Here is a 19,795-nt window from a genome sequence, read left to right as displayed (position 1 = left end):
CGCAATACCCCTCCCTTGGCGCGGGCGGCCATCCCTTTCCCCACCCATCGAACAGGAGACGCATCATGGCTAAGGTTCTGGTTCTCTATTATTCTTCCTACGGGCATATCGAAACCATGGCGAAGGCCGTGGCCGAAGGCGCGGCCGCTGCCGGCGCGACCGTCGACATCAAGCGCGTACCCGAAACCGTGCCGCTGGAAATCGCGCAGGGCGCGCATTTCAAGCTGGATCAGGAAGCACCGATCGCCACCGTCGCGGAATTGGCGGATTATGACGCGATCATCGTGGGCACCGGCACCCGCTTTGGCCGCATGTCCAGCCAGTTGGCGGCCTTCCTCGACCAGGCCGGCGGCCTGTGGGCGCGCGGCGCGCTGAACGGCAAGGTCGGCGGCGCCTTCACCTCGACCGCGTCGCAGCATGGCGGCCAGGAAGTCACCCTCTTCTCGATCATCACCAACCTGCTGCATTTCGGCATGACCATCGTCGGCCTCGACTATGGCTTTGCGGGCCAGATGGGCGTGGACAAGGTACGCGGCGGATCGCCCTATGGCGCGACCACGCTGGCCGACGGCGACGGCAGCCGCCAGCCCAGCGAAGAGGAACTGGATGGCGCTCGCTATCAGGGCCGCCGCATCGCCGAAACCGCGATCAAGCTGCACGGCTGACGGGCACGCACGCCGTCTAAGGCGTGCGGCATGCAAATGGCCGTAAGGGGCTGGCGCATCGGGACTATGCGCCAGCCCCTTTTTGCATGTCTAATTCGCGCCTCTTTTTCTCCCCTCCCTGAAAGGGAGGGGTTGGGGGTGGGTTCCGCCGAGGCACTCGGCGGCCTTGTCCAAGATGGCGGTCAACACCCCTTCCAGATTGTCGAACACCTCATTGTTCCAGAATCGCAGAACCACCCACCCCGCTTCTTCAAGAAAAATGGACCGGCGGGCATCATAGGCCTGGTTATCGCCATGCTGAGAGCCATCAAATTCCAGCGCCAACTTCGCGGTTCGACAAGCCATGTCCAATATATAGGGGCCGACGACCAGTTGGCGGGTGAAGCGTGGCCGATACCGACGTAATTCTCGCCAAACGAGCCGCTCGACATCGGTCTGCCCGTTTCGCAGGGCACGGGCATTGGCCGTCATATGCTCGGGGATGCGACGCATGATCCTATGATAGCGATACGCGCTCCGCGCGCTACCCACCCCCAGCCCCTCCCTTTCAGGGAGGGGAGCCGCAGGGCTCTTTCACCACTCCAACAGCCTTCCAAAATAGGATTTCGCCTGATCTACTCCCCCGTTATGGATCAGGCCGCCCTCACCTCACACCCCCTGCCCACCCGCGCCGCCTGTGCGTCGCCCACCGGTCGCGGCCCGGTCGCCTTCATGGCCCGCAGGTGTCGCGCGTCTGTCGCTCCTGTGTCGCCCACTCGTCGCGCCCCTGTCGCGCCCCTGTCGCGCTGGGGGCGCTTCGCGAACGCCTCACGAGCGCTTGCCGCCCAAAAAACCCTGCAACGGTGTGAACTTCGCTCGTCGCGTCCCGAACCGCGTCACCGTCGGGCGAAAAAATCATGCCCCCATGTCACATCCGCCCGGCCCATCTCGTCATGCCAGCAGACCCCAAGCGAAAGGACTGCATCATGACCGACAAGATCAACCCCTATGCCGCCGCACCGCAGCTGATGAAAAGCTGGACGGCGCTCTCCGCCACCATCGGCGACAGCCTGGAATCCAGCCTGATCGAACTGGTGAAGATCCGCGCGTCGCAGATCAACGGCTGCGCCAATTGCATCAACATGCACACCTACGAAGCCCGCGCGAAGGGGGAGAGCGAACAGCGCATCTACCTCCTCTCCGCCTGGCGCGAAGCCCCCTGTTACACCGACCGCGAACGCGCCGCGCTGGCCTGGACCGAAGCGCTGACCACCCTGTCGGAGGGCCATACGCATGGCGCCGCGAAAGAAGCGCTCAACTGGGAATTTACCGAGGAGGAACAGGTCAATCTGACCCTGATGATCAACATCATCAACGGCTGGAACCGCATCGCGATCGGCTTCGACCTCTGGTATGATATGCCGATGAAGGCAGCCGCCTGATGGAACGGGGGACGCAGATGGACGCAGCCGCCAGTTTCGACCCGCTGCGTCCCCGCCTCATCCGCGTGGCCTATCGCATGCTGGGTTCCGTCGCCGATGCCGAGGATGTGGTGCAGGATGCCTTCCTCCGCTGGATGGGCACCGACCGCACCGACATTCGCGAGCCCGAGGCCTTTCTGCGCCGCACGGTGACGCGCCTCTGCCTCGATCAGCTGAAATCCGCGCGGGTGCGCCGCGAAACCTATGTAGGGCCTTGGCTGCCCGAGCCTCTGTTCGAGCAAGCGGACGAGGATGAAGAAGACGTCACCCTGCCGCTGATGCTGGCGCTGGAACGGCTATCCCCGCTGGAGCGGGCCGCCTTCCTGCTCCACGATGTCTTCGGCCTGGGGTTCGAGGAAGTCGCGGTCACGATCCAGCGCGATCCCGCCGCCTGCCGTCAACTGGCCGCCCGCGCCCGCACCCATGTGCGCGACGCTCGGCCGCGTTTCCAGGTCGAAAAGCAGCGCGGCATGGACATCGCCACCGCTTTCTTCGCCGCCTCGCGCAGCGGCGACATGACCGGCCTCGGCGCCTTGCTCGCCGCCGACGTCAGCCTGCACAGCGATGGCGGCGGCAAGCGTCCCGCGACCGTCCGCCCGGCACTGGGCTTTGGTCAGGTCATGCAACTGCATCGGGCGCTGGCGGTCAATTTCCGCAAACATGGATCGACGCTGCTGCGCACCTGCCTGATCAACGGCCTGCCCGGCTTCGTCACGCGCGAGGCGGATGGCGAGCTGCAGACCACTGCGCTCGATATCGCCGATGGCATGGTCCGCGCCATCTACATCATGCGCAACCCGGACAAGCTGCGGCATGTCCATTAAGGCTTAACGGGGCACGAACCTTCTTCGTTGAGGGCATGGAAGGCGCCAGCACGGATAAGAACGGCGGGGACGGGAGAAAATTTAATGATCGGCGCGATCGGTAACGGCCTCGGCAATGCCTGGGGACAGATAAAGAAGACGACGGAAACCACCGTGGGCGCCGTGGCGGCCACGACGCCCACGCAAAGCAGCACGACCACGCCGGCCCCCACCCCGACGCCCGGAGCGACGGAACCCGCACCCTCCACCACCAGCGCGGTCGTCATCACGGCACCGACGACGACGGAACCGCTGACCTACAGCGCACCCTCCACCGGCCCGCGACAGGTGACGGCCAGCACCGCGTCGCAAACCCCTGTCCGCGCGACGCTCGGCGATCGTCTTGCCGAAACAAATTATTATGCCTCCCCCCAGGCATCCGCCGTCGCCGATCCCATCGCCTCCGCCCAGCGGGAAAAGGATGGCGCGGCACTGACGCAGGCGCAGGTCATAGCGCAGGCCGCCTACAGCATCGTCGCCCGCGCCGGCGTGGACGATCGCATGTCGCTGATCCGGGACAGCTAAAGCAGGATACGGGTCGCGACGCGCGACCGGCGGATCAGGGCGTGGAGGCCGAAAGGCAGCGCCAGCGCCAGCGCGAGCAGCCAGGGCTTGGCCAGATAGGGCGATCCATAATGGATCAGCGCGACATGCAGGTACATGATCACCAGCGACGCCCGCCCCAGCGCCGCGACCGGTCCGGCAAAGGGCGCGATCCGGGCCGACAGGCGGAACAGCAGCAGGCATGTCGCCACCGCCGACCCGATCGACACCAATGGCCAGCCATAGTCCGCGACCTTCATGTTCAGCGTAGGCGCGATCCCCGCCAGCCCGACCAAGGCCAGCAGGGCGAGCGGCCCGATCAGGCCATTATGCCAGCGGACCCGCGGCCACACCGCACCCGCCCACAGAAGGACGAACGCCATCGGCACGCTCAGTAACCCCAGCGGCGACGCCTCCGTGAAGTGGCCCGCTGCATAGGCAAGGATGACGGTCGGCAGCAGGACGAACGCCCAGCGCCGGTCCAGCACATCGGGCCAGCGCAGCAGCACGGCGTTGAACAACAGGCGCGCGATCAGAAGGCAGGGGACGAACCAGAAAATGGTATAAGGCCCCCGCAGCCAGAAGCCGCCCAGCAGGATCGGCACCAGATCCTCGGGCCATTGATGAAAAATGGGCCGCCCGCCTTTCAGCGGCTCGACGATCTGGTCGACCAGGATCAACAGGGTCAGGAACGCGGCATAGGGCCGCATCTGCCCGAATATCTGCCGCCGGGTAAAGGAAATGATGGGATGAGGCCGGGACAACATGCCCGACAGCAGGAAGAAGAGCGGCATATGGAAACTATACATGGCGTCGCGCACGCCCCCGCGCGTCCACACATGGCCGATGACCACCGCAATGATGCCGATCCCGCGCGCCACATCGACCCAGTCGAGCCGAAATTGCGCCTTGCTTGCGTCATGCCCCCTGTTGTCCATCGTCCCCACCGCCTATAGGAAGCCGCGCGCGCGTCAATTGACCCACTCTTTTTTACTCCGATCGGATACCCCTCTTGTCCCTGTTTGACGACAAAGTCCTGTTCATTGATGGCGAGGCGCTGATCCTCGACAAGCCGGCCGGCCTGCCAGTCGATGCGCCGCGCGACGGATCGCTGGCGCTCGAAAATCACCTCGCTTCTTTGACCTTCGGCTTCCAGCGCTGGCCGCTGCCGGTCCACCGGCTGGACCGCGACACCAGCGGCTGCCTGCTGCTCGCCCGCAATCCCAAGGCGCACAAGCGCTTCGCCGCCGCGTTCGAGGCCGGCACGGTCGAGAAACGCTATGTCGCCGTGGTCGATGGCGTGCCTGCGGAAGACAGCGGCACGATCGAATTGGCGCTCAAGAAGATCAGCAGCGAATCGCAGGGCTGGCGCATGATCCCGGCCAAGGCTGGCAAGAACGCCATCACCCACTGGCGCAAGATCGCGGAAAAGGATGGCCGCGCGCTCATCGCCTTCACGCCGCAGACCGGCCGCACCCACCAGATCCGCGTCCACACCCTGCACGGCCTGGGCTTCGGCATCGTCGGCGACCCGGTCTACGGCAATGGAGAGGGCAAGATGCTGCTCCACAGCCGGTTCCTGAGCATCGCGCGCGGAGACAAGCCCGCTGCGGCCGCCACGGCGCCCCTGCCCGACACTTTTACAGCGGCCGGCTTCGGCCCGGATCTGCTGGACGATGCCGGGATTTGATATTCCCGATGACGCGCTGGAGGAGCGCTTCATCACCGGCGGCGGTCCGGGCGGGCAGAATGTCAACAAGGTGGCGACGACGGTCCAACTGCGCGTCGACCTGTTCAAACTGGGCCTGCCGCCCTACGCCTATCGCAAGCTCAAGGAACTGGCGGGGTCGCGGCTGACATCGGCGAACGAGATCGTCATCCAGGCCTCCCGCTTCCGCACGCAGGAAGCGAACCGGCAGGATGCGCGCGAACGACTGAGCGATATGATCGCCAAGGCCCACATCCGCGACGCCCGCCGCATCGCAACCAAGCCAGGCAAGGCCGCCAAGGCCCGCCGCGTCGATGAAAAAAAGGCACGCAGCTCGGTGAAGCAGGGGCGCGGCAGAGTGCAGATGGACTGACAGAGCATGCGCGGGTCATCCGCGCGGATTCAACCGCGGGACTGGCTCCGCCCTTTATTCCCACTTATATGGGCGCCATGTACGATTTTGCATCCACCGCCGCTGACAAGCCCACCCTTTATGCCGACCTGCTATCGGCTGCCGATGCGCTCACTGCGTCGGAGCCTGATCCGGTCGCCAACATGGCCAATATATCGGCGCTGCTCTGGCAGTTCCTCCCCGACCTCAACTGGGCCGGTTTCTACCGGATGGTGGAGGATGAGCTGGTTCTTGGCCCGTTTCAGGGCAAGCCGGCATGCATCCGCATTCCGGTCGGGCGCGGCGTATGCGGAACGGCAGCGGCGACGCGCGAAACCCAGTTGGTGGAGGATGTGCACGCCTTTCCAGGCCATATCGCCTGCGACGCTGCCAGCGCATCGGAAATCGTCGTGCCGGTGCTGCATGACGGCCGGCTGGTCGGCGTGATCGACCTCGACAGCCCCCGCGTGGCCCGGTTCGACTCGGACGACGCGCGCGGACTGGAGGCGCTTGCTGCATGCATTGCGGCACGGATCGGCTGATCCGTTAACTCTCTTTTCCCTCGCCGCCACCTCCCGCTTCCGCTTTCCGCCCCGTTTCGGGACAGGATTTCGGGGCGGGAATCATGGATAGCGGTGGATCAGCATGCTAAATGATGCGTTAGGATTTCGGCCTGCGCATCCGGTTCGCACGCCATGCACAAACAGGGAGTGTTAACCATGCGAACGCCAACTCTTTTCCTGCTGGGGGCTGGCGCTGCATTGGCCTGTGTCACGGCACCGGCCGTTGCCGCGAGCGGTGCGGGCGCTGCGCTGCCGGTGATGGGCAAGAGCTGGAACGGCCCGCGCCCCGGTGGTGTCGTACCTCGCCCCGGTACACATGCCCCCCGGCCTGGCGCCTGGAACGGTCAGTGGAACAATGGCGGGCATCGCTGGGGACCGCGCCAGAATGGCCGCTGGTATGCCGGCTGGCGCGCGCCGGGTGGCTGGAACGGCTATCAGCGCCCGGTCTATGGCTATGTCCTGCCGCGCTATTGGGTCAGCCCTAATTATTATATCGCCAATTACGGTGCTTACGGCCTGCCCGCGCCGACTAATGGCTATGGCTGGTCGCGCTATTATGACGATGCGGTCATGACCGATCGCTATGGCCGGGTCTATGATTCCCGCAGCGATGTGGACTGGGGCCGTTACGAGGGCGGCTATGGTCCCGATAGCGACGACGACTATTATGACGAGCCGCGCCGCGACAATGGCGTTGGTGGTGCTGCCATAGGCGCAGTAGTCGGCGGTGTCGCCGGCAACCGCATCGCCGGGCGCGGCAACCGCACGGCCGGCACGCTGATCGGCGCAGGCGTCGGCGCCGTCGCCGGCTTGGCGATCGACAAGGCCGAGGATGGCTCGCGTCGCAACGCCCCACCACCGCCGCGCCGCCCCGGTGCCGGCTATGATTATGGCTATGGTGCCGCCGACGATGGCGTGACCACATCCAATGAATATGAAGGCCGCTGGACCGGCACCTGGACCACCGATGACGGGCGGAAGGTGAGCGGCACTTATGACGGCCATTTCGAAGGCGATGTGCGCGGCGCCGGCGTCGACTATGACGCCCCGCCCTATGCCGGCGGCCCTCACTGGTCGGCCGGCAACGGTCCGGTGTCGGTCAGCCAAGGCGGCGGCTATATCGCCAACGGCTATTATTATCCCGCGCCGATCGTGACGACCGTGACGGTGCAACCCGCCGTCACGACCACGACGACCACCACCTATGTCACGGAAACGGTCCCCTATCGCAAAGCCGCGCGCCGTCGCGCGGTACGGAGCTGTCACTGCAAATAAGCATCGGGGCCGGGCCTTCCGGGGTCCGGCCCTATGGCTGCGAACGGGCCTTTGGCGGTAAAAAGGCGGTGACGGGCTGTGGCCGGCCAAGGTGAAATCCCTGTCCCACGATACAACCTTGGCGCAGCAGGAAATCGGCCTGCGCGGCCGTCTCCACGCCTTCGGCGACGACCTCCATGCCAAAACTGCCGCCCAGCTTGACGATCGCATCCACGATCGCCGCGTCACCGACATCCTGCTCGATATGACTGACGAAGCTGCGGTCGATCTTCAGCACATCGACAGGATATTGCTTCAAATGGGTCAGTGAAGCGAAGCCGGTGCCGAAATCGTCCAGCGCCACCCGCACACCGGCATCGGAAAAATGTTGCAGCGTATGGCCGACCTGATCGGCGCCGCGCCCCAGAAACACACTTTCCGTCACTTCGATCTCGAAATGCGTCGTGGGCACATTGGCGCGATCCAGCAGGCTCAGCACCCGGTCGGCGAAATCCCCGCTCGCAAAGTCCGCCGCCGCCGCATTGATCGCCACCCGCCCCGGATCGAAGCCCGATCGCAGCCAGCATTGCAGATCGACGAGCACCGCGTCCAGCATTTGCGCGGTCAATGCCGCCGATATCTCGGGATGGTCGAAGGCGGCGGCTATGGTGCCGGGCAGTTGCACCCCCATCCGGGGATGATGCCAGCGCAGCAGCGCCTCATAGCCCAACACATGCCCGCTGCGCATGTCGATGCGCGGTTGATAGAAAGGGGTGGCGAGCCGTTCGGCAACCACCTGCCGCGCCATGCGGATCATCGAACTGCGCTGCTGCGCCTGCGCGCGCAAGGTGGATTGAAACAAGGTCAACCGCCCGCGCCCAGCCCCTTTCGAGGCATAGAGCGCCAGATCGGCTGCCTTCAACAGATCCTCGGCCCGGTCGGCATGCACGCCGAACACCGCGCCACCGATGCTGACACCGCAATCGAGCGAACGCCCCTGATGGACATGCGGCGTCCGGACATTGTCGATCAGGGCCGCACTTAGCCGCTCCAGCGCCGCGCTGTCGGTCAGCGACGGCGCGGCTAGGCCAAATTCATCGCCACCTAGCCGCCCCAACACGGCATCCGCCGGCGCCACCGATGCCAAACGCTGCGCAAAGGCGCAGAGCAGCGCATCGCCTGCGTCATGCCCCATCGCATCATTGGTGCGCTTGAGATCGTCTATGTCGAGCAACAGCAGGCCGAACGTCCGCCCGTCTGCCTGGGCACGCGCCGCCATTTCCTCCAGCGCCGCCTGCCACAAGGTGCGGTTGGGCAGCCGCGTCATCGGATCATGCGTGGCGGCCCAGCGGATCCGCTCGTCCGCATCATGTTCTTCGGTGACGTCGCGGAAAGTGACGATGATGCGCAAGGGGCGACCGGCATCCGAACGCGTCATCCATCCGGTACTGCGAATCCAGCGCAAGGCGCCTGTATCGGCGCGATAGATGCGCAGGGTCGCCTCGAAATGCGGTGGCAACGTGCCGGCAGCGACCGCCTCCAGCATATATTTCAGTCGATCCCGGTCGCCCGGATGCACCAGCGACAGCGCCAGTTCGGTGGTTGCCACCTGATGTTCGTCCAGACCCAGCATCCGGCGAAATTCGTTGGACCAGGTGCGGCTGCCATTGACGCAATCGAAATCCCAGATGCCCAGCCGCGCCGACTGTACCGCCAGGCGGAAGCGTTCCTCGCTATCGGTCAATGCTGTCTGCGCCAGCCGTTCGGCATGGACATCCTCCAGCGTTCCGTACCAGCGCAGGATCGCGCCGGACGGATCACGCCGCGCCGATGCGCGCGCCCGCATCCAGCGATAGCTGCCGTCGCGCAAGCGAATGCGATAGTCGATATCGACCGGCGCGCCGCTGGACAGATGCCCGTTCCATATGGCGACCGTTCTTTGCAGGTCGTCGGGATGCAGGGCGCCCAGCCAGCCGGTGCCGAGCGCCTTGTCCGGTGCCATGCCGGTCAGGTCCAACCATCGCGGCCCCACCTCTTCGATGCTGCCGTTGCGATTGGCGGTCCAGGGCACTTGCGGGCTGAGGTCGACCGAGGATCGGTAATGTTCGCGGCTTTCGGCCAGCGCCGCCGCCAGGACGCGGGAATCGCGGTCGTGCCGCTCATGCACATCCTCGACCGTGCCATACCAGCGCGGCTGCCCTGCTCCTTCCATGCGGGCCATGCGGATCATGCACCATCGTTCCTGGCCGCCGGCGCAGCGCAGCGACAATGTCAGCGCCTGAGGCCTGTCGCTGGCACGGGCAGCCGACAGCAAACTCCGCCTGTCCCCGTCCGACAACAGGCCACGCCAGCCAAAGCCGATCGGGTCGGCCGCGAATCGGGGACGGAAGCGGCTGCTTTCCCGCTCGATCGCGATCAACCGGCCGCGATGATCCGCAACCCAGCGCAGCAGCGGGGGCGAAACCCGATCGAAAACCGGCGAAAATAAAAGGTCGTTGCGGTGCAGGAACAATTGTTGCGCGGCGAAATCGTCGCCCGGCGTCAACCGTAAATCGTGAAATCGCCGATCAGCAAAGCGGTCCATGAGCCGCTCCCGATCTGATGCCTCTCTCTGCGCGCATGAAGAGGGACTAGCAAAGAAAGTTAAACAAATTGACTAAAGGGCCAAAACAACATGACCAATATTAATCAATAACTTAGACCAAAGTATAATCGAAGCGATCTCTATTTCCGAAACATGCCGACCAGTTCGACCGGCAGCGGCGGTTCGTCGCGCGGCTGGACGCCACGAATGGCCTGCGCCTGCTCGTGCGGATCGAAACGCACCCAACCGCTGCGGCTGAGTTTTTCCAGCGGACGATAGCGGACCTTATATTGCATCCGCGGCGACCCATCGACCCAATAGCCAAGATAGACATAAGGCAATCCGGCAGCGGCGGCACGGGTGATATGATCCAGGATGATATAATTGCCCAGGCCCGGCCGATGCTCCAGCGTCGTGTCGAAGAAGCTGTAAATCATCGACAGACCGTCACCCTGCCGGTCGGTCAGGCAGGCGCCGATCAGCTTGCCGGGGCGACCATCGACGCCGGGTTCGCGATATTCAATGATATAGCTGTCGACCGGCGTCTGCTCGACCATGTCGGCAAAGTCCATCTCGTCCATCTCGGTCATGCCGCCACCGGGGTGACGATCGACCAGATAGCGCTGGAGCAATGCGAATTGCTCTTCGGTCGACCAGGGCTTGCACGCCGTGGCGATCAAATCGCTGTTGCGTCGGATCAGCTTGCGCTGAGTCGCATTGGGCTGAAACTCGCTGGCGACGACCCGCACCGACACGCAGGCGGAGCAGTCGGCGCAACTGGGGCGATAGGCGACATTCTGGCTGCGGCGAAAACCGATCCGCCCCAGCGCATCGTTGAGTTCAGCCGCATTGTCGCCGTTGAGTTCGGTAAACACCTTCCTCTCGCTCTTGCCCGGCAGATAGGGGCATGGGCTGGGATTGGTCACGAAGAAGCGGGGAAAACGGAATGCGGCTGTCACGCTCCAGGCTCCCATTCATGGTGACGGCGGGGTTTGCTCATGCTTCGGATATATGCCGTCACCACGCCCCTGTGAAAAGGGCGTTTACCACGAAAAAGCGGGAGCCATAGTCCCGCCCTTACGCAACCTCGATCGGCGCGACCTCATAGCCTGCTTCACCCAGCGCGGCGATCAGCCGTTGAAGGTGCGCCCGGTCCCGCGTTTCGCATTCGACGTCGAGGCTGAGGCCCTTGGCCGGCAGGTTGGTGAAGATACGCTGATGCGCCAGTTCCAGAATGTTGACCGCTTCCTGATCGAAGATACGAGCGACATGGAACAGCGCGCCGGGCCGATCCTGAAGGATGATCCGCAGACGCGCCAGACGGCCCGAGCGCGCCAGATCGCGCAGCAGCACATTGGCCAGCAACCGCGTGTCGATATTGCCGCCGGTCAGCACCAGCCCGACATTGCGACCGACAAACTGCTCACGATAGGTCAGCAAAGCCGCGAGTCCTGCGGCGCCTGCGCCTTCGACCACCGTCTTTTCGATCTGGAGCAGCAGGCTCACCGCCTCCTCCAGCCGCCGTTCGGTGACGAGCAGGATATCATCGGCCAGCCGCTCGACCACGCGGCGGGTGATTTCGCCGGGCTGCTTGACCGCGATACCTTCCGCCAGCGTATCGCCGTCGCAGGCCAGGTCCGCGCCCTTGATGAAATCATACATGGACGGATAGAGTTCGGCCTGCACGCCGACCAGCCGGATATCCGGCTTCATCGCGCGCGCCGCCGTCGCCATGCCCGAAAACAGGCCGCCGCCACCGATCGGGATGACCAGCGTGTCGATTTCCGGCGCGTCTTCCAGCATTTCCAGCGCAACGGTGCCCTGTCCGGCCATGATGTCCGGCTCATCGAAGGGATGGACGAAGGTCAGGCCCTGCTCGACCTCCAGCAGTCGGGCATGGGCATAGGCATCGTCGAATTTTTCGCCATGTTGCACCACGGTGGCGCCATGCCCTTGCGTCTGCGTGACCTTCACCGTGGGAGTGGTGGTGGGCATGACGATGGTGACGGGCACGCCCAGACGCTTGCCATGATAGGCCAGCCCCTGCGCATGATTGCCGGCGGACGCGCCGATCACGCCCTTGGCCTTTGCCGCGTCATCCAGTTGCAGCAGACGATTGAGTGCGCCGCGCTCCTTATAGGCGGCGGTGAACTGAAGATTTTCGAATTTCAGATAGACGTTGCAACCCAACATGTTGGAAAGCGTCTGACTAATCAGCGTCGGCGTCTTGACGAGCGCACCCGAAATACGGGTCCGCGCGGCAAGTATGTCATCGACGGTGATGGGCAGCGGCAGGGCGCTTTCGATCTTTGCGAGCGTAGTCATGGCCGCGCCCCTAAACGAAAATTGCGGGCGAAGAAACTGGCACTGTCGGAAAACTGGCCCTATGGCAGGCCCTGCGCACTAAATGTACGAGGCATATGGCTAATATCGCTTTTATCGGGCTGGGCGTCATGGGCGGCCCTATGGCAGGACATCTGGCCAAGGCGGGGCATAGCCTGACCGTCTATAATCGCTCCATCGGCAAGGCGAAGCTGTGGGCGGACGCCTATGGCGGCGCTGTAGCGATCACGCCGGCCAAGGCCGCCGAGGAAGCGGATATCGTCATCAGTTGCGTCGGCAATGACGATGACCTGTCGCAAATCACGCTGGGCCGCGAGGGCGCGTTTCGCACGATGCGCGAAGGCAGCCTGTTCATCGACCATACCACCGTGTCGGCCCGGATCGCGCGGCAATTGTTCGTCGAGGGCGAAAGTCGCGGCATCCATAGCGTCGACGCGCCGGTGTCGGGCGGTCAGGCGGGCGCCGAGAACGGCAAGCTGTCGATCATGTGCGGGGGCAGCGAACCGGCGGTCGCGGCCGCCAAGCTGGTAATGCAGGCCTATGCCGCGCGGATCGTGCATGTCGGCACGGCGGGCGCGGGCCAGACCACCAAGATGGTGAACCAGATTTGCATCGGCGGCGTGTTGCAGGGCCTGTCGGAAGCATTGCGTTTCGCGCAAGCGGCCGAACTGGATCTGGACAAGGTGTTCGAAGCGATTTCCGGCGGCGCGGCACAAAGCTGGCAGATGGAAAATCGCTGGAAGACGATGGCGCAGGATAGTTTCGATTTCGGCTTTGCGGTGGATTGGATGCGCAAGGATCTGGGCCTGGCGCTGGAAGAGGCACGCGCCAATGGCGCGACCCTGCCGGTGACGGCGCTGGTCGATCAATATTATGCCGATGTGCAGGCGCTGGGCGGCAATCGGCAGGATACCAGCGCGCTGGTACGACGGATCACCCGCGCATGAAGGCGGCATGGCTGGCGGCGATCGCCGCGATCACGCTTCCGTCCTCCGCCATGGCATTCGGCGTCATCGACAATGTGAACGGCATCGCGCTCGACGCCAATGGTAAGGTCGTGCGCTTCGTCGCCTTGCAGATCGACGATGATGGCAAGGTCGAAAAGCTGCTGACGGAGCGGTACAAGGAACCGGAATATAAGCCCAAAAAGCCGAAAAAGGGCCAGCCGTGGCCCGAACGGCCCAAGGCACCCGCGTTCAAGATGGATGCCGGCGGCAAGACGATGATCCCCGGCCTGATCGACGCGCATGGGCATGTCATGGGCTATGGCCTGTCGCTCATCACGCTCGACCTGTCGGACACGCGATCGCTGGCGGAGGCGCAGACGAAGATCCGCGCCTATGCGCAGGCCAATGACAGCCGCAAATGGATCATCGGCACCGGCTGGAATCAGGAACAATGGGGTCTGGGCCGCTTCCCCACCGCCGCCGAACTGGACGCCGCCGTCAGCGACATGCCGGTGTGGCTGGAGCGGGTCGATGGCCATGCCGGCTGGGCCAACAGCGCCGCGATCCGCGCGGCAGGCATCAGCGCGACGACCAAGGCGCCCATGGGCGGCCGGATCGAAATGGCGGGCGGCAAGCCGTCAGGCGTCTTCGTCGACAAGGCGATGGAACTGATCCAGCGAGTCGTGCCACCCCCGGCGCCCAGGGACCGCGACACCGCACTGGAAAAGGCGCAGCGCGCGCTGCTGGCCGTGGGTATCACCGGCATTGCCGACATGGGCACCAGCATCGAGGATTGGCAGGCTTTCCGCCGGTCGGCGGATCGCGGCGCGCTGCGCGTGCGGATCATGTCCTATGCCTATGGCATCGACAATATGGTGCTGATCGCCGGGCCGGAGCCGACGCCTTGGCTCTATGACGATCATCTGCGCATGGGCGGCGTGAAGCTGCTGCTCGACGGCGCGCTGGGTTCGCGCGGGGCGTGGCTGCGCGCGGACTATGCCGATGCGCCGGGCCAACGCGGCCTGCCAATGATCCCCGACACGCAGTTGCGTAATTTCATGAGCCGCGCGGCGATGGACAATTTCCAGGTCGCCGTCCACGCGATCGGCGACGCTGCCAATCATGAACTGCTGAACGCGATCGAGGAACTGAACGACACCTATAAGGGCGACCGGCGCTGGCGTGTCGAACATGCGCAGATCATCAGCTCAAGCGATCTGCCCCGCTTCGGCCCGCTGGGTGCGATCGCGTCGATGCAGCCGGTGCATGAGGCTTCCGACTGGCGCATGGCGACCGCGCGGCTAGGTGAAGCGCGACTCGACGGCGCCTATGCGTGGAAGACTATGCTGGACAATCGCGTGCCCCTCGCCTTGGGGTCCGACGTGCCGGTGGAAAGCCCCAATCCCTTCGCCGGCATTGCCGTGGCGATGAGCCGCGAGGATGCGAAGGGCGAACCGGCCGGCGGCTGGAAACCCGAACAGCGGATCGGGTTCGACGCGGCGCTGGACGGCTTCACGCGGCAGGCGGCCTATGCCGGTTTTGCGGAGAAGAAGTTCGGCAGTCTGGTCCCCGGCCAGCGCGCCGACTTCCTGCTGATCGACCGGGATATTTCGGCCTCTCGTCCTGCCGACATCCGCCAGACGCAGGTGCTGGAAACCTGGATCGGCGGCAAGCGGGTCTATGTGAAGGGGCAGTAAGCCCTCCTCCGCCCAGCGCGCCCATCAGCGCGACTGGGCGGGATTCCACACGGTGACGGTTCGCCCCGCCATCGCCTTGGCCACGCCTTGCAGCGTCGCGGCATAGGCGATCAATATGTCGACCAGCGCGGCGAAGGGACCACTCTTCGCCCGCACGCCGATCCAGATGATCAGCGCCACGCCCAAAGCTCCCGCCAGATAAAGCGCAGGCGACAGCCGCATGGCCAGCGCCCCGGCCGCCACCGCGCCGATCAAAATGAACAATCCGCCGAACCAGCGAACGATCTTGCGCGAGGCATATTTGAACCGGTCGAGCGCGCCCATGCGCCGCAATTGCGGGCGCAGATGGACATTGGTGTGCCATGCTCGCGCGGCGATCCGCACCTTGCGCCGATATTCGTCCTTACGGGCAGTGACGAGGCGCTCCCGCGCGATCACATCCTTCGCCTTGACGAGCCGCTGGCCGGCAAAGACCACGGCCATGGATACGGTCAGATCGTCCAGCACGCTGTCGGGGAAATCGGGATAAAGGCTGCGCCGGATCGAGAAGATGGAGCCATCCGCGCCCAGCACATTGCCGGTGCGCGATTCCTCGTCCTTCAGCTTTTCCTCGATCCGCCAGTAGAGCGAGCCGACCGAAGCGGTCGCGCTGTCTTCCGCGCCGATATAGTGGAGCGAACCCAGCACGCCGCCCACCTGCGGGTCGGCATAGCGCGCCAGCAGATTGTCGACCGCGTCCGGATCCAGCAGCACATTGGCGTCGGTGAAGATCAGCACGTCGCCGGTCGCCCGCGCCGCCAGTTGCTTCATGCCATGCGCCTTGCCGCTGCGGCCGGGGCCACGGATCAGCGTGACCAGGCTGCCCTGCGCGGCGATCAGGTCGCCTGTACCGTCCGACGATCCATCGTCGAAGGCGAGGATTTCCAGCGTCGGATGCCGCGCCTTCAGCATCGCCAGATTGGCCAGCTTCTCCGGCATCGCCGCTGCTTCATTATAGGCGCAGAACAGCAGAGAGACGCTCGGCACCGCTCCTTCGACAGCCGCTTCGGGCCGTGTCGATAGCAGGCGCAGGATCAGCGGATAGAATAGGAACGGCCACGCCACCACAGTCAGGCAGAGCAGCAAAATCGCGGCAAGGATCAGGTTGGTCGCCATCGCTCAATAGGCCTTGTGATGGACCAGCACGCCCAGCGTTGCGACGATGATCCGCAGGTCGCGCCAGATCGACCAGTCGCTGACATATTCCAGGTCGGATTGAAGCCGGTCGATCAGATCCTGATGATGATCGGTGGAGCCGCGATGGCCGCGCACCTGCGCCAGGCCGGTCATGCCCGGCTTGATGCAATGCCGCTCCCAATAGCGCGCATCCACCTCCCAATAGAGGCTGTCGCCTGCCTTGGCGGCGGCGGCATGGGGCCGCGGGCCGACGATGCTCATGTCGCCCTTCAGCACGTTGAACAGCTGTGGCAGCTCATCGATGCTGGTCTTGCGCAGGAAAGCGCCGACGCCGGTGACGCGATCGTCGTCGCGCTTCGTCAGTGTAGCGGCCCTATGATCGCTCGCCTCGCTGCGCATCGACCGAAATTTGTAGATGGCGAAGGGACGGGCATCCTTGCCGATACGCGGCTGGCGGAACAGCGCCGGGCCGGGGCTGGTCAGCCGCACGGCCAGCGCCGCCCCGATCAGGATCGGCGACAGCAGGATCGTGGCGACCGTGGCGACGGTCAGGTCGAACAGGCGCTTGATCAGCCGATCCCGGAAATGCAGCGGACCGCCCGCGACGATGATCGTCGGCTGGCCGTCAAATTCGTCGATCCGCGCCGGGGCGAAGCGCAGCAGTTCCGGCACGACGATCTCGCCCCGCGCCGACAGCGACTTGAGCGCTGCCGACCAGTCGGTCATCCGATCGAGCGGACAGGCGACGATCACCCGCTCCGCCATGCCGACCGCCGCCGCCAGCCGGGCCGCCATGTCGGCATCATGCCGTTCGGGATGAAGATTGGCGGCATCGGCGTCGATCACATCCATATGCGGTCCCGTCTCGATCGCCACGCCATCCAGGATGACGGCGGTCAGATGCGGCACGTCACCCAGCACAGTGACCGCCAACCGTGCGACCGCCAGCCGCACCAAGGACACCGCAACCGCACCCAGCAACAGGCCTGTGACAAAGGTCAGACGCGACAGTTGCTCGGCGATTTTGCCCAGATAGACGATCAGCAGCATCAGCAGCGCTGCCTGCGCCAGCGCCCAGAGTGCCCGCACGATGCCACGCCGGACGCGATCGAGCGTATTGATGCCATAGGCGCCGCCCTGCACCGCCAGCAGCGCATAAAGCGGCGCGATCATGGCGAACATCACCAGCCCATGGGGCTTGCCCGGCTCGCCCCAGAGCGCGCCCAGCACAAACCAGTTGGCGGCGAGAAAGGCGCAGAACAGGCCCGCCATGTCCCCCGCCAGACACAGCGCATAAAGCCGCAGCCGCACGATTTCCTTGGAGACTGTCACCGTTGCGCCCTGTTCATCGTCATGCGCCCCGTTGGCACTGCGGACGATGCGTTGCAAGGGCCGCTATATACAATCGCCGGTGGAACATATCGCCAGAAGCCCGATGAACGGCTGCGCCAGAATAACCATGACGGCGTAGGCCGACAGGAGGCCCAGCAGATATTTCTCGTGCAGGCGGGCAAATGGAAGGCCCAGCAGCCAGAAACCGCTCATCCCCGCCATCACCGAAAGAGCAGCCGCGATCAAGGCAACGACGCCCCCACTGATGACAGGCCGCACGAGATGCGCGAAGCTGAGCCATACCAGCCACGGTGCGCCCAGCATTACGACGAACCCAAGCCCGTTGCGTGCAGCGTTGCTCACGTCCCGAACAGACGGGTCAGCGACTTGTCCAGCATCAGCAACTGCCAGAGCAGCCGGCCATGGTCGGAGACGCCCGACCGGTGATCGGCCGCGACCTTCGCCAGCATGGAGGTATCGAACCAGCCGGTTTTCGCCAGCGCGGATCCGCCGGCGATCGCTGTCGCCTCGCCCGCCAGTGCGCCGCGAAACCAGGCGCTGATCGGCGTGACGAAGCCCATTTTCTGGCGATAGAGTATGTCCTGCGGCAGGAACGGCTCCATCGTCTTCTTCAGCAGATATTTGCCGCTATTGCCGCGAATGCGCTGCGCCACCGGCAAGCGGGCAGCGAACTCGACCAAGCGATGATCCAGCAGCGGCTCACGCGCCTCCAGGCTGACGGCCATGCTCATCCGGTCTGTCTTGGTCAGGATATCGCCGGGCAACCAGATGCGGATATCGGCATATTGCGCCCGATCGAGCGGATCGCGCGCCGGGGCATCGGCCATCGCCTTGATATAGCGGTCTTCCGCCCGATAGGCGCCAAGCCGGCTCTTCATCTCCTGACTGAACAGTCGTTGGCGCAGCGGGTGCGGGGTCACGCCGACCGACGCGGCATAGGCTTCCCCGCCCTCCCCGGCCAATTCCAGAAAGGTGGATTTGGCCCGCAGCGCGCGCGGTGCCCAATCGGCCTTGGGATAATATTTGCCGAGCGTCCCGAACAAGGGCTGGCGCACCGAAGCCGGCATCAACGACCGGAAGCGCTCGCCCTGCATCTGGAAGCGATGGCGGCGATAACCGGCAAAGGCTTCGTCCGCGCCATCGCCCGACAGCGCGACCGTCACCTGCTCGCGCGCCAATTCGCACACCCGGAAGGTCGGCAGCGCGGACGCGTCCGCGAAAGGCTCGTCGAAATGAAAGGCCAGCCGGTCGATCAATCCATAATCATCCGGTGATACGATTCGGGTGCGATGATCGGTGGCGAAACGGCGCGCGATGCGATCGGCAAAAGCCGTCTCGTCCAGGCTGGCGACATCGAAGCCGATGGTGCAGGTCTTGACGGCCTGGCTGGACGCCTCCGCCATCAGTGCGACGACGCTGCTGCTGTCCACCCCGCCCGACAGGAAGGCACCCAACGGCACATCGGCGACCATGCGCGATCGCACCGCCTGCCGCATCAGCGCGACCAGCTCTTCTTCCAGCGCCTCGGGCTTCGCTTTCGTCCGGTCGGCAAAGCTGACGTCCCAATAGCGTTGCGGTTGCGGCAAAGGCCGACCACGCACCAGCCGCAACGTCTCGCCCGCGCCCAGCTTGCGCACGCCCGCCACCAGGCAGGCGTCGTCGGGCACATAGCCATAGGCCATATAGTCCTCGACCGCCGACAGATCCGGCACGCGCCGCAGCAGCGGATGGGCGAGGAGACTTTTCAACTCCGATCCGAAGATCAGGCTGCCGTCCGACAGCAGCGCATAATGAAGCGGCTTGACCCCCATGCGGTCGCGCACCAGCCACAAAGCCTGCGCTCGCGCATCGAACAGCGCGAAAGCGAACATGCCGTTGAAGCGCCGCACGCAATCCTCCCCCCATTGGCGATAGCCGTGGAGAATGACTTCGGTATCGCTATGGGTGCGAAAGACATGGCCCTTCGCCTCCAGTTCGGCGCGCACTTCGGCGAAATTGTAGATTTCGCCGTTGAACACGACGGTCAGGCTCTCGTCCTCGGTCAGCATCGGCTGCGCGCCGGACTCCAGGTCGATGATCGACAGGCGTAGATGGCCAAGGCCCACGCCCGGCGCGGTCCAGATACCGCTGCCGTCCGGGCCGCGATGCGGCATGGCGTCCAGCATCGCGCGCACCCGTGCCGGGTCCACGGGCTTGGCCGTTTCGAGATGGAAGATGCCCGCTATGCCGCACATAATCTGGCCTTTAA

Annotated in this window: 19 protein-coding genes; 10 read left to right on the top strand and 9 right to left on the bottom strand. The window is 64.7% G+C overall.

The genetic code is table 11. The annotated features are described in order from the left end of the window. Positions 1–65 precede the first annotated feature (65 nt). Positions 66–665 carry an NAD(P)H:quinone oxidoreductase gene (gene wrbA / locus F4U94_RS17805; protein ID WP_120249623.1) on the top strand — a complete coding sequence of 200 codons (600 nt, stop codon included), beginning with the start codon at positions 66–68 and terminating at the stop codon, positions 663–665. Between the two features lie 90 nt (positions 666–755). Here the strand turns inward: wrbA and F4U94_RS17800 are convergent, their stop codons facing one another. Next, on the bottom strand, positions 756–1,157 hold the full coding sequence (locus F4U94_RS17800; RefSeq protein ID WP_120249622.1) for an endonuclease domain-containing protein: 402 nt from the start codon (positions 1,155–1,157) through the stop codon (positions 756–758). 473 nt (positions 1,158–1,630) lie between these two features. On the opposite strand from F4U94_RS17800, the gene F4U94_RS17795 reads away from it, so the two are divergent. From F4U94_RS17795 to F4U94_RS17785, 3 genes are all read left to right on the top strand, one after another. Further along, the gene (locus F4U94_RS17795) at positions 1,631–2,086 is read left to right on the top strand and encodes a carboxymuconolactone decarboxylase family protein (protein WP_120249621.1); all 456 of its coding nucleotides are present in this window, start codon (positions 1,631–1,633) and stop codon (positions 2,084–2,086) included. Next, a complete protein-coding gene (locus tag F4U94_RS17790; RefSeq protein ID WP_120249620.1) occupies positions 2,086–2,949 on the top strand; it encodes a sigma-70 family RNA polymerase sigma factor in 864 nt (287 codons plus the stop codon). Before F4U94_RS17795 ends, F4U94_RS17790 begins: the two co-directional genes overlap by 1 nt. Before the next feature lie 84 nt (positions 2,950–3,033). Beyond that, positions 3,034–3,513, top strand: coding sequence for a hypothetical protein (locus F4U94_RS17785; protein WP_120249619.1), 480 nt, complete (start codon positions 3,034–3,036; stop codon positions 3,511–3,513). Here the strand turns inward: F4U94_RS17785 and F4U94_RS17780 are convergent. Then, entirely contained in the window at positions 3,510–4,469 is a 960-nt protein-coding gene (locus F4U94_RS17780; protein WP_120249618.1) for an acyltransferase family protein, read from the bottom strand. The two genes, F4U94_RS17785 and F4U94_RS17780, sit on opposite strands and share 4 nt — an antisense overlap. A 74-nt stretch (positions 4,470–4,543) precedes the next feature. On the opposite strand from F4U94_RS17780, the gene F4U94_RS17775 reads away from it, so the two are divergent. From F4U94_RS17775 to F4U94_RS17760, 4 genes are all read left to right on the top strand, one after another. Continuing rightward, the gene (locus tag F4U94_RS17775; RefSeq protein ID WP_120249617.1) at positions 4,544–5,221 is read left to right on the top strand and encodes an RluA family pseudouridine synthase; all 678 of its coding nucleotides are present in this window, start codon (positions 4,544–4,546) and stop codon (positions 5,219–5,221) included. Further along, positions 5,208–5,612 carry an alternative ribosome rescue aminoacyl-tRNA hydrolase ArfB gene (gene arfB / locus F4U94_RS17770; RefSeq protein WP_120249616.1) on the top strand — a complete coding sequence of 135 codons (405 nt, stop codon included), beginning with the start codon at positions 5,208–5,210 and terminating at the stop codon, positions 5,610–5,612. Before F4U94_RS17775 ends, arfB begins: the two co-directional genes overlap by 14 nt. A gap of 77 nt (positions 5,613–5,689) precedes the next feature. After that, on the top strand, positions 5,690–6,172 hold the full coding sequence (locus F4U94_RS17765) for a GAF domain-containing protein (protein ID WP_120251972.1): 483 nt from the start codon (positions 5,690–5,692) through the stop codon (positions 6,170–6,172). Between the two features lie 177 nt (positions 6,173–6,349). Beyond that, positions 6,350–7,468: an RcnB family protein gene (locus F4U94_RS17760; RefSeq protein ID WP_120249615.1), complete on the top strand. Its 1,119-nt coding sequence runs from the start codon at positions 6,350–6,352 to the stop codon at positions 7,466–7,468. Between the two features lie 31 nt (positions 7,469–7,499). On the opposite strand, the gene F4U94_RS17755 is transcribed toward F4U94_RS17760, so the two are convergent. The 3 genes from F4U94_RS17755 to F4U94_RS17745 form a co-directional block, all read right to left on the bottom strand. Then, positions 7,500–10,031 (bottom strand): sensor domain-containing protein, encoded by a 2,532-nt coding sequence (locus F4U94_RS17755; RefSeq protein ID WP_120249614.1) that lies wholly within the window; start codon positions 10,029–10,031, stop codon positions 7,500–7,502. Between the two features lie 140 nt (positions 10,032–10,171). After that, a complete protein-coding gene (locus F4U94_RS17750) occupies positions 10,172–10,990 on the bottom strand; it encodes an arginyltransferase (protein ID WP_120251971.1) in 819 nt (272 codons plus the stop codon). Between the two features lie 118 nt (positions 10,991–11,108). After that, positions 11,109–12,356, bottom strand: a complete 1,248-nt coding sequence (locus F4U94_RS17745; protein WP_120249613.1) for a threonine ammonia-lyase — start codon at positions 12,354–12,356, stop codon at positions 11,109–11,111. A gap of 95 nt (positions 12,357–12,451) precedes the next feature. Here F4U94_RS17745 and F4U94_RS17740 point away from each other — a divergent pair, with 95 nt between their 5' ends. Both F4U94_RS17740 and F4U94_RS17735 read left to right on the top strand, forming a co-directional pair. Continuing rightward, entirely contained in the window at positions 12,452–13,321 is an 870-nt protein-coding gene (locus F4U94_RS17740) for an NAD(P)-dependent oxidoreductase (protein WP_120249612.1), read from the top strand. After that, on the top strand, positions 13,318–15,018 hold the full coding sequence (locus F4U94_RS17735) for an amidohydrolase (protein WP_120249611.1): 1,701 nt from the start codon (positions 13,318–13,320) through the stop codon (positions 15,016–15,018). The genes F4U94_RS17740 and F4U94_RS17735 overlap by 4 nt, the downstream gene beginning before the upstream one ends. Before the next feature lie 24 nt (positions 15,019–15,042). Here F4U94_RS17735 and F4U94_RS17730 read toward each other — a convergent pair whose 3' ends face one another. From F4U94_RS17730 to F4U94_RS17715, 4 genes are all read right to left on the bottom strand, one after another. Beyond that, a complete protein-coding gene (locus tag F4U94_RS17730; RefSeq protein WP_120249610.1) occupies positions 15,043–16,173 on the bottom strand; it encodes a glycosyltransferase family 2 protein in 1,131 nt (376 codons plus the stop codon). A gap of 3 nt (positions 16,174–16,176) precedes the next feature. Then, entirely contained in the window at positions 16,177–17,526 is a 1,350-nt protein-coding gene (locus F4U94_RS17725; protein WP_120251970.1) for a sugar transferase, read from the bottom strand. Between the two features lie 63 nt (positions 17,527–17,589). Beyond that, positions 17,590–17,889, bottom strand: a complete 300-nt coding sequence (locus F4U94_RS17720; protein WP_150412119.1) for a hypothetical protein — start codon at positions 17,887–17,889, stop codon at positions 17,590–17,592. After that, a complete protein-coding gene (locus tag F4U94_RS17715; protein ID WP_120249608.1) occupies positions 17,886–19,781 on the bottom strand; it encodes an XrtA/PEP-CTERM system amidotransferase in 1,896 nt (631 codons plus the stop codon). The genes F4U94_RS17720 and F4U94_RS17715 overlap by 4 nt, the downstream gene beginning before the upstream one ends. Between the last annotated feature and the right edge of the window lie 14 nt (positions 19,782–19,795).

The sequence above is a fragment of the Sphingobium limneticum genome, assembly GCF_008710155.1.
Taxonomy (GTDB): Bacteria; Pseudomonadota; Alphaproteobacteria; order Sphingomonadales; family Sphingomonadaceae; genus Sphingobium; species Sphingobium limneticum.
Note: the sequence above shows the minus strand (reverse complement) of the source record. Positions and strands in the feature narration are given on the sequence as shown.

Coding starts and splice junctions, on each gene's coding strand:
- F4U94_RS17795 (WP_120249621.1), top strand. CDS start 1,631: ATGACCGACAAGATCAACCCCTATGCCGCCGCACCGCAGCTGATGAAA.
- F4U94_RS17765 (WP_120251972.1), top strand. CDS start 5,690: ATGTACGATTTTGCATCCACCGCCGCTGACAAGCCCACCCTTTATGCC.
- F4U94_RS17730 (WP_120249610.1), bottom strand. CDS start 16,173: ATGGCGACCAACCTGATCCTTGCCGCGATTTTGCTGCTCTGCCTGACT.
- F4U94_RS17715 (WP_120249608.1), bottom strand. CDS start 19,781: ATGTGCGGCATAGCGGGCATCTTCCATCTCGAAACGGCCAAGCCCGTG.
- F4U94_RS17755 (WP_120249614.1), bottom strand. CDS start 10,031: ATGGACCGCTTTGCTGATCGGCGATTTCACGATTTACGGTTGACGCCG.
- F4U94_RS17735 (WP_120249611.1), top strand. CDS start 13,318: ATGAAGGCGGCATGGCTGGCGGCGATCGCCGCGATCACGCTTCCGTCC.
- F4U94_RS17800 (WP_120249622.1), bottom strand. CDS start 1,157: ATGCGTCGCATCCCCGAGCATATGACGGCCAATGCCCGTGCCCTGCGA.
- F4U94_RS17760 (WP_120249615.1), top strand. CDS start 6,350: ATGCGAACGCCAACTCTTTTCCTGCTGGGGGCTGGCGCTGCATTGGCC.
- F4U94_RS17745 (WP_120249613.1), bottom strand. CDS start 12,356: ATGACTACGCTCGCAAAGATCGAAAGCGCCCTGCCGCTGCCCATCACC.
- wrbA (WP_120249623.1), top strand. CDS start 66: ATGGCTAAGGTTCTGGTTCTCTATTATTCTTCCTACGGGCATATCGAA.
- arfB (WP_120249616.1), top strand. CDS start 5,208: ATGCCGGGATTTGATATTCCCGATGACGCGCTGGAGGAGCGCTTCATC.
- F4U94_RS17785 (WP_120249619.1), top strand. CDS start 3,034: ATGATCGGCGCGATCGGTAACGGCCTCGGCAATGCCTGGGGACAGATA.
- F4U94_RS17780 (WP_120249618.1), bottom strand. CDS start 4,469: ATGGACAACAGGGGGCATGACGCAAGCAAGGCGCAATTTCGGCTCGAC.
- F4U94_RS17740 (WP_120249612.1), top strand. CDS start 12,452: ATGGCTAATATCGCTTTTATCGGGCTGGGCGTCATGGGCGGCCCTATG.
- F4U94_RS17790 (WP_120249620.1), top strand. CDS start 2,086: ATGGAACGGGGGACGCAGATGGACGCAGCCGCCAGTTTCGACCCGCTG.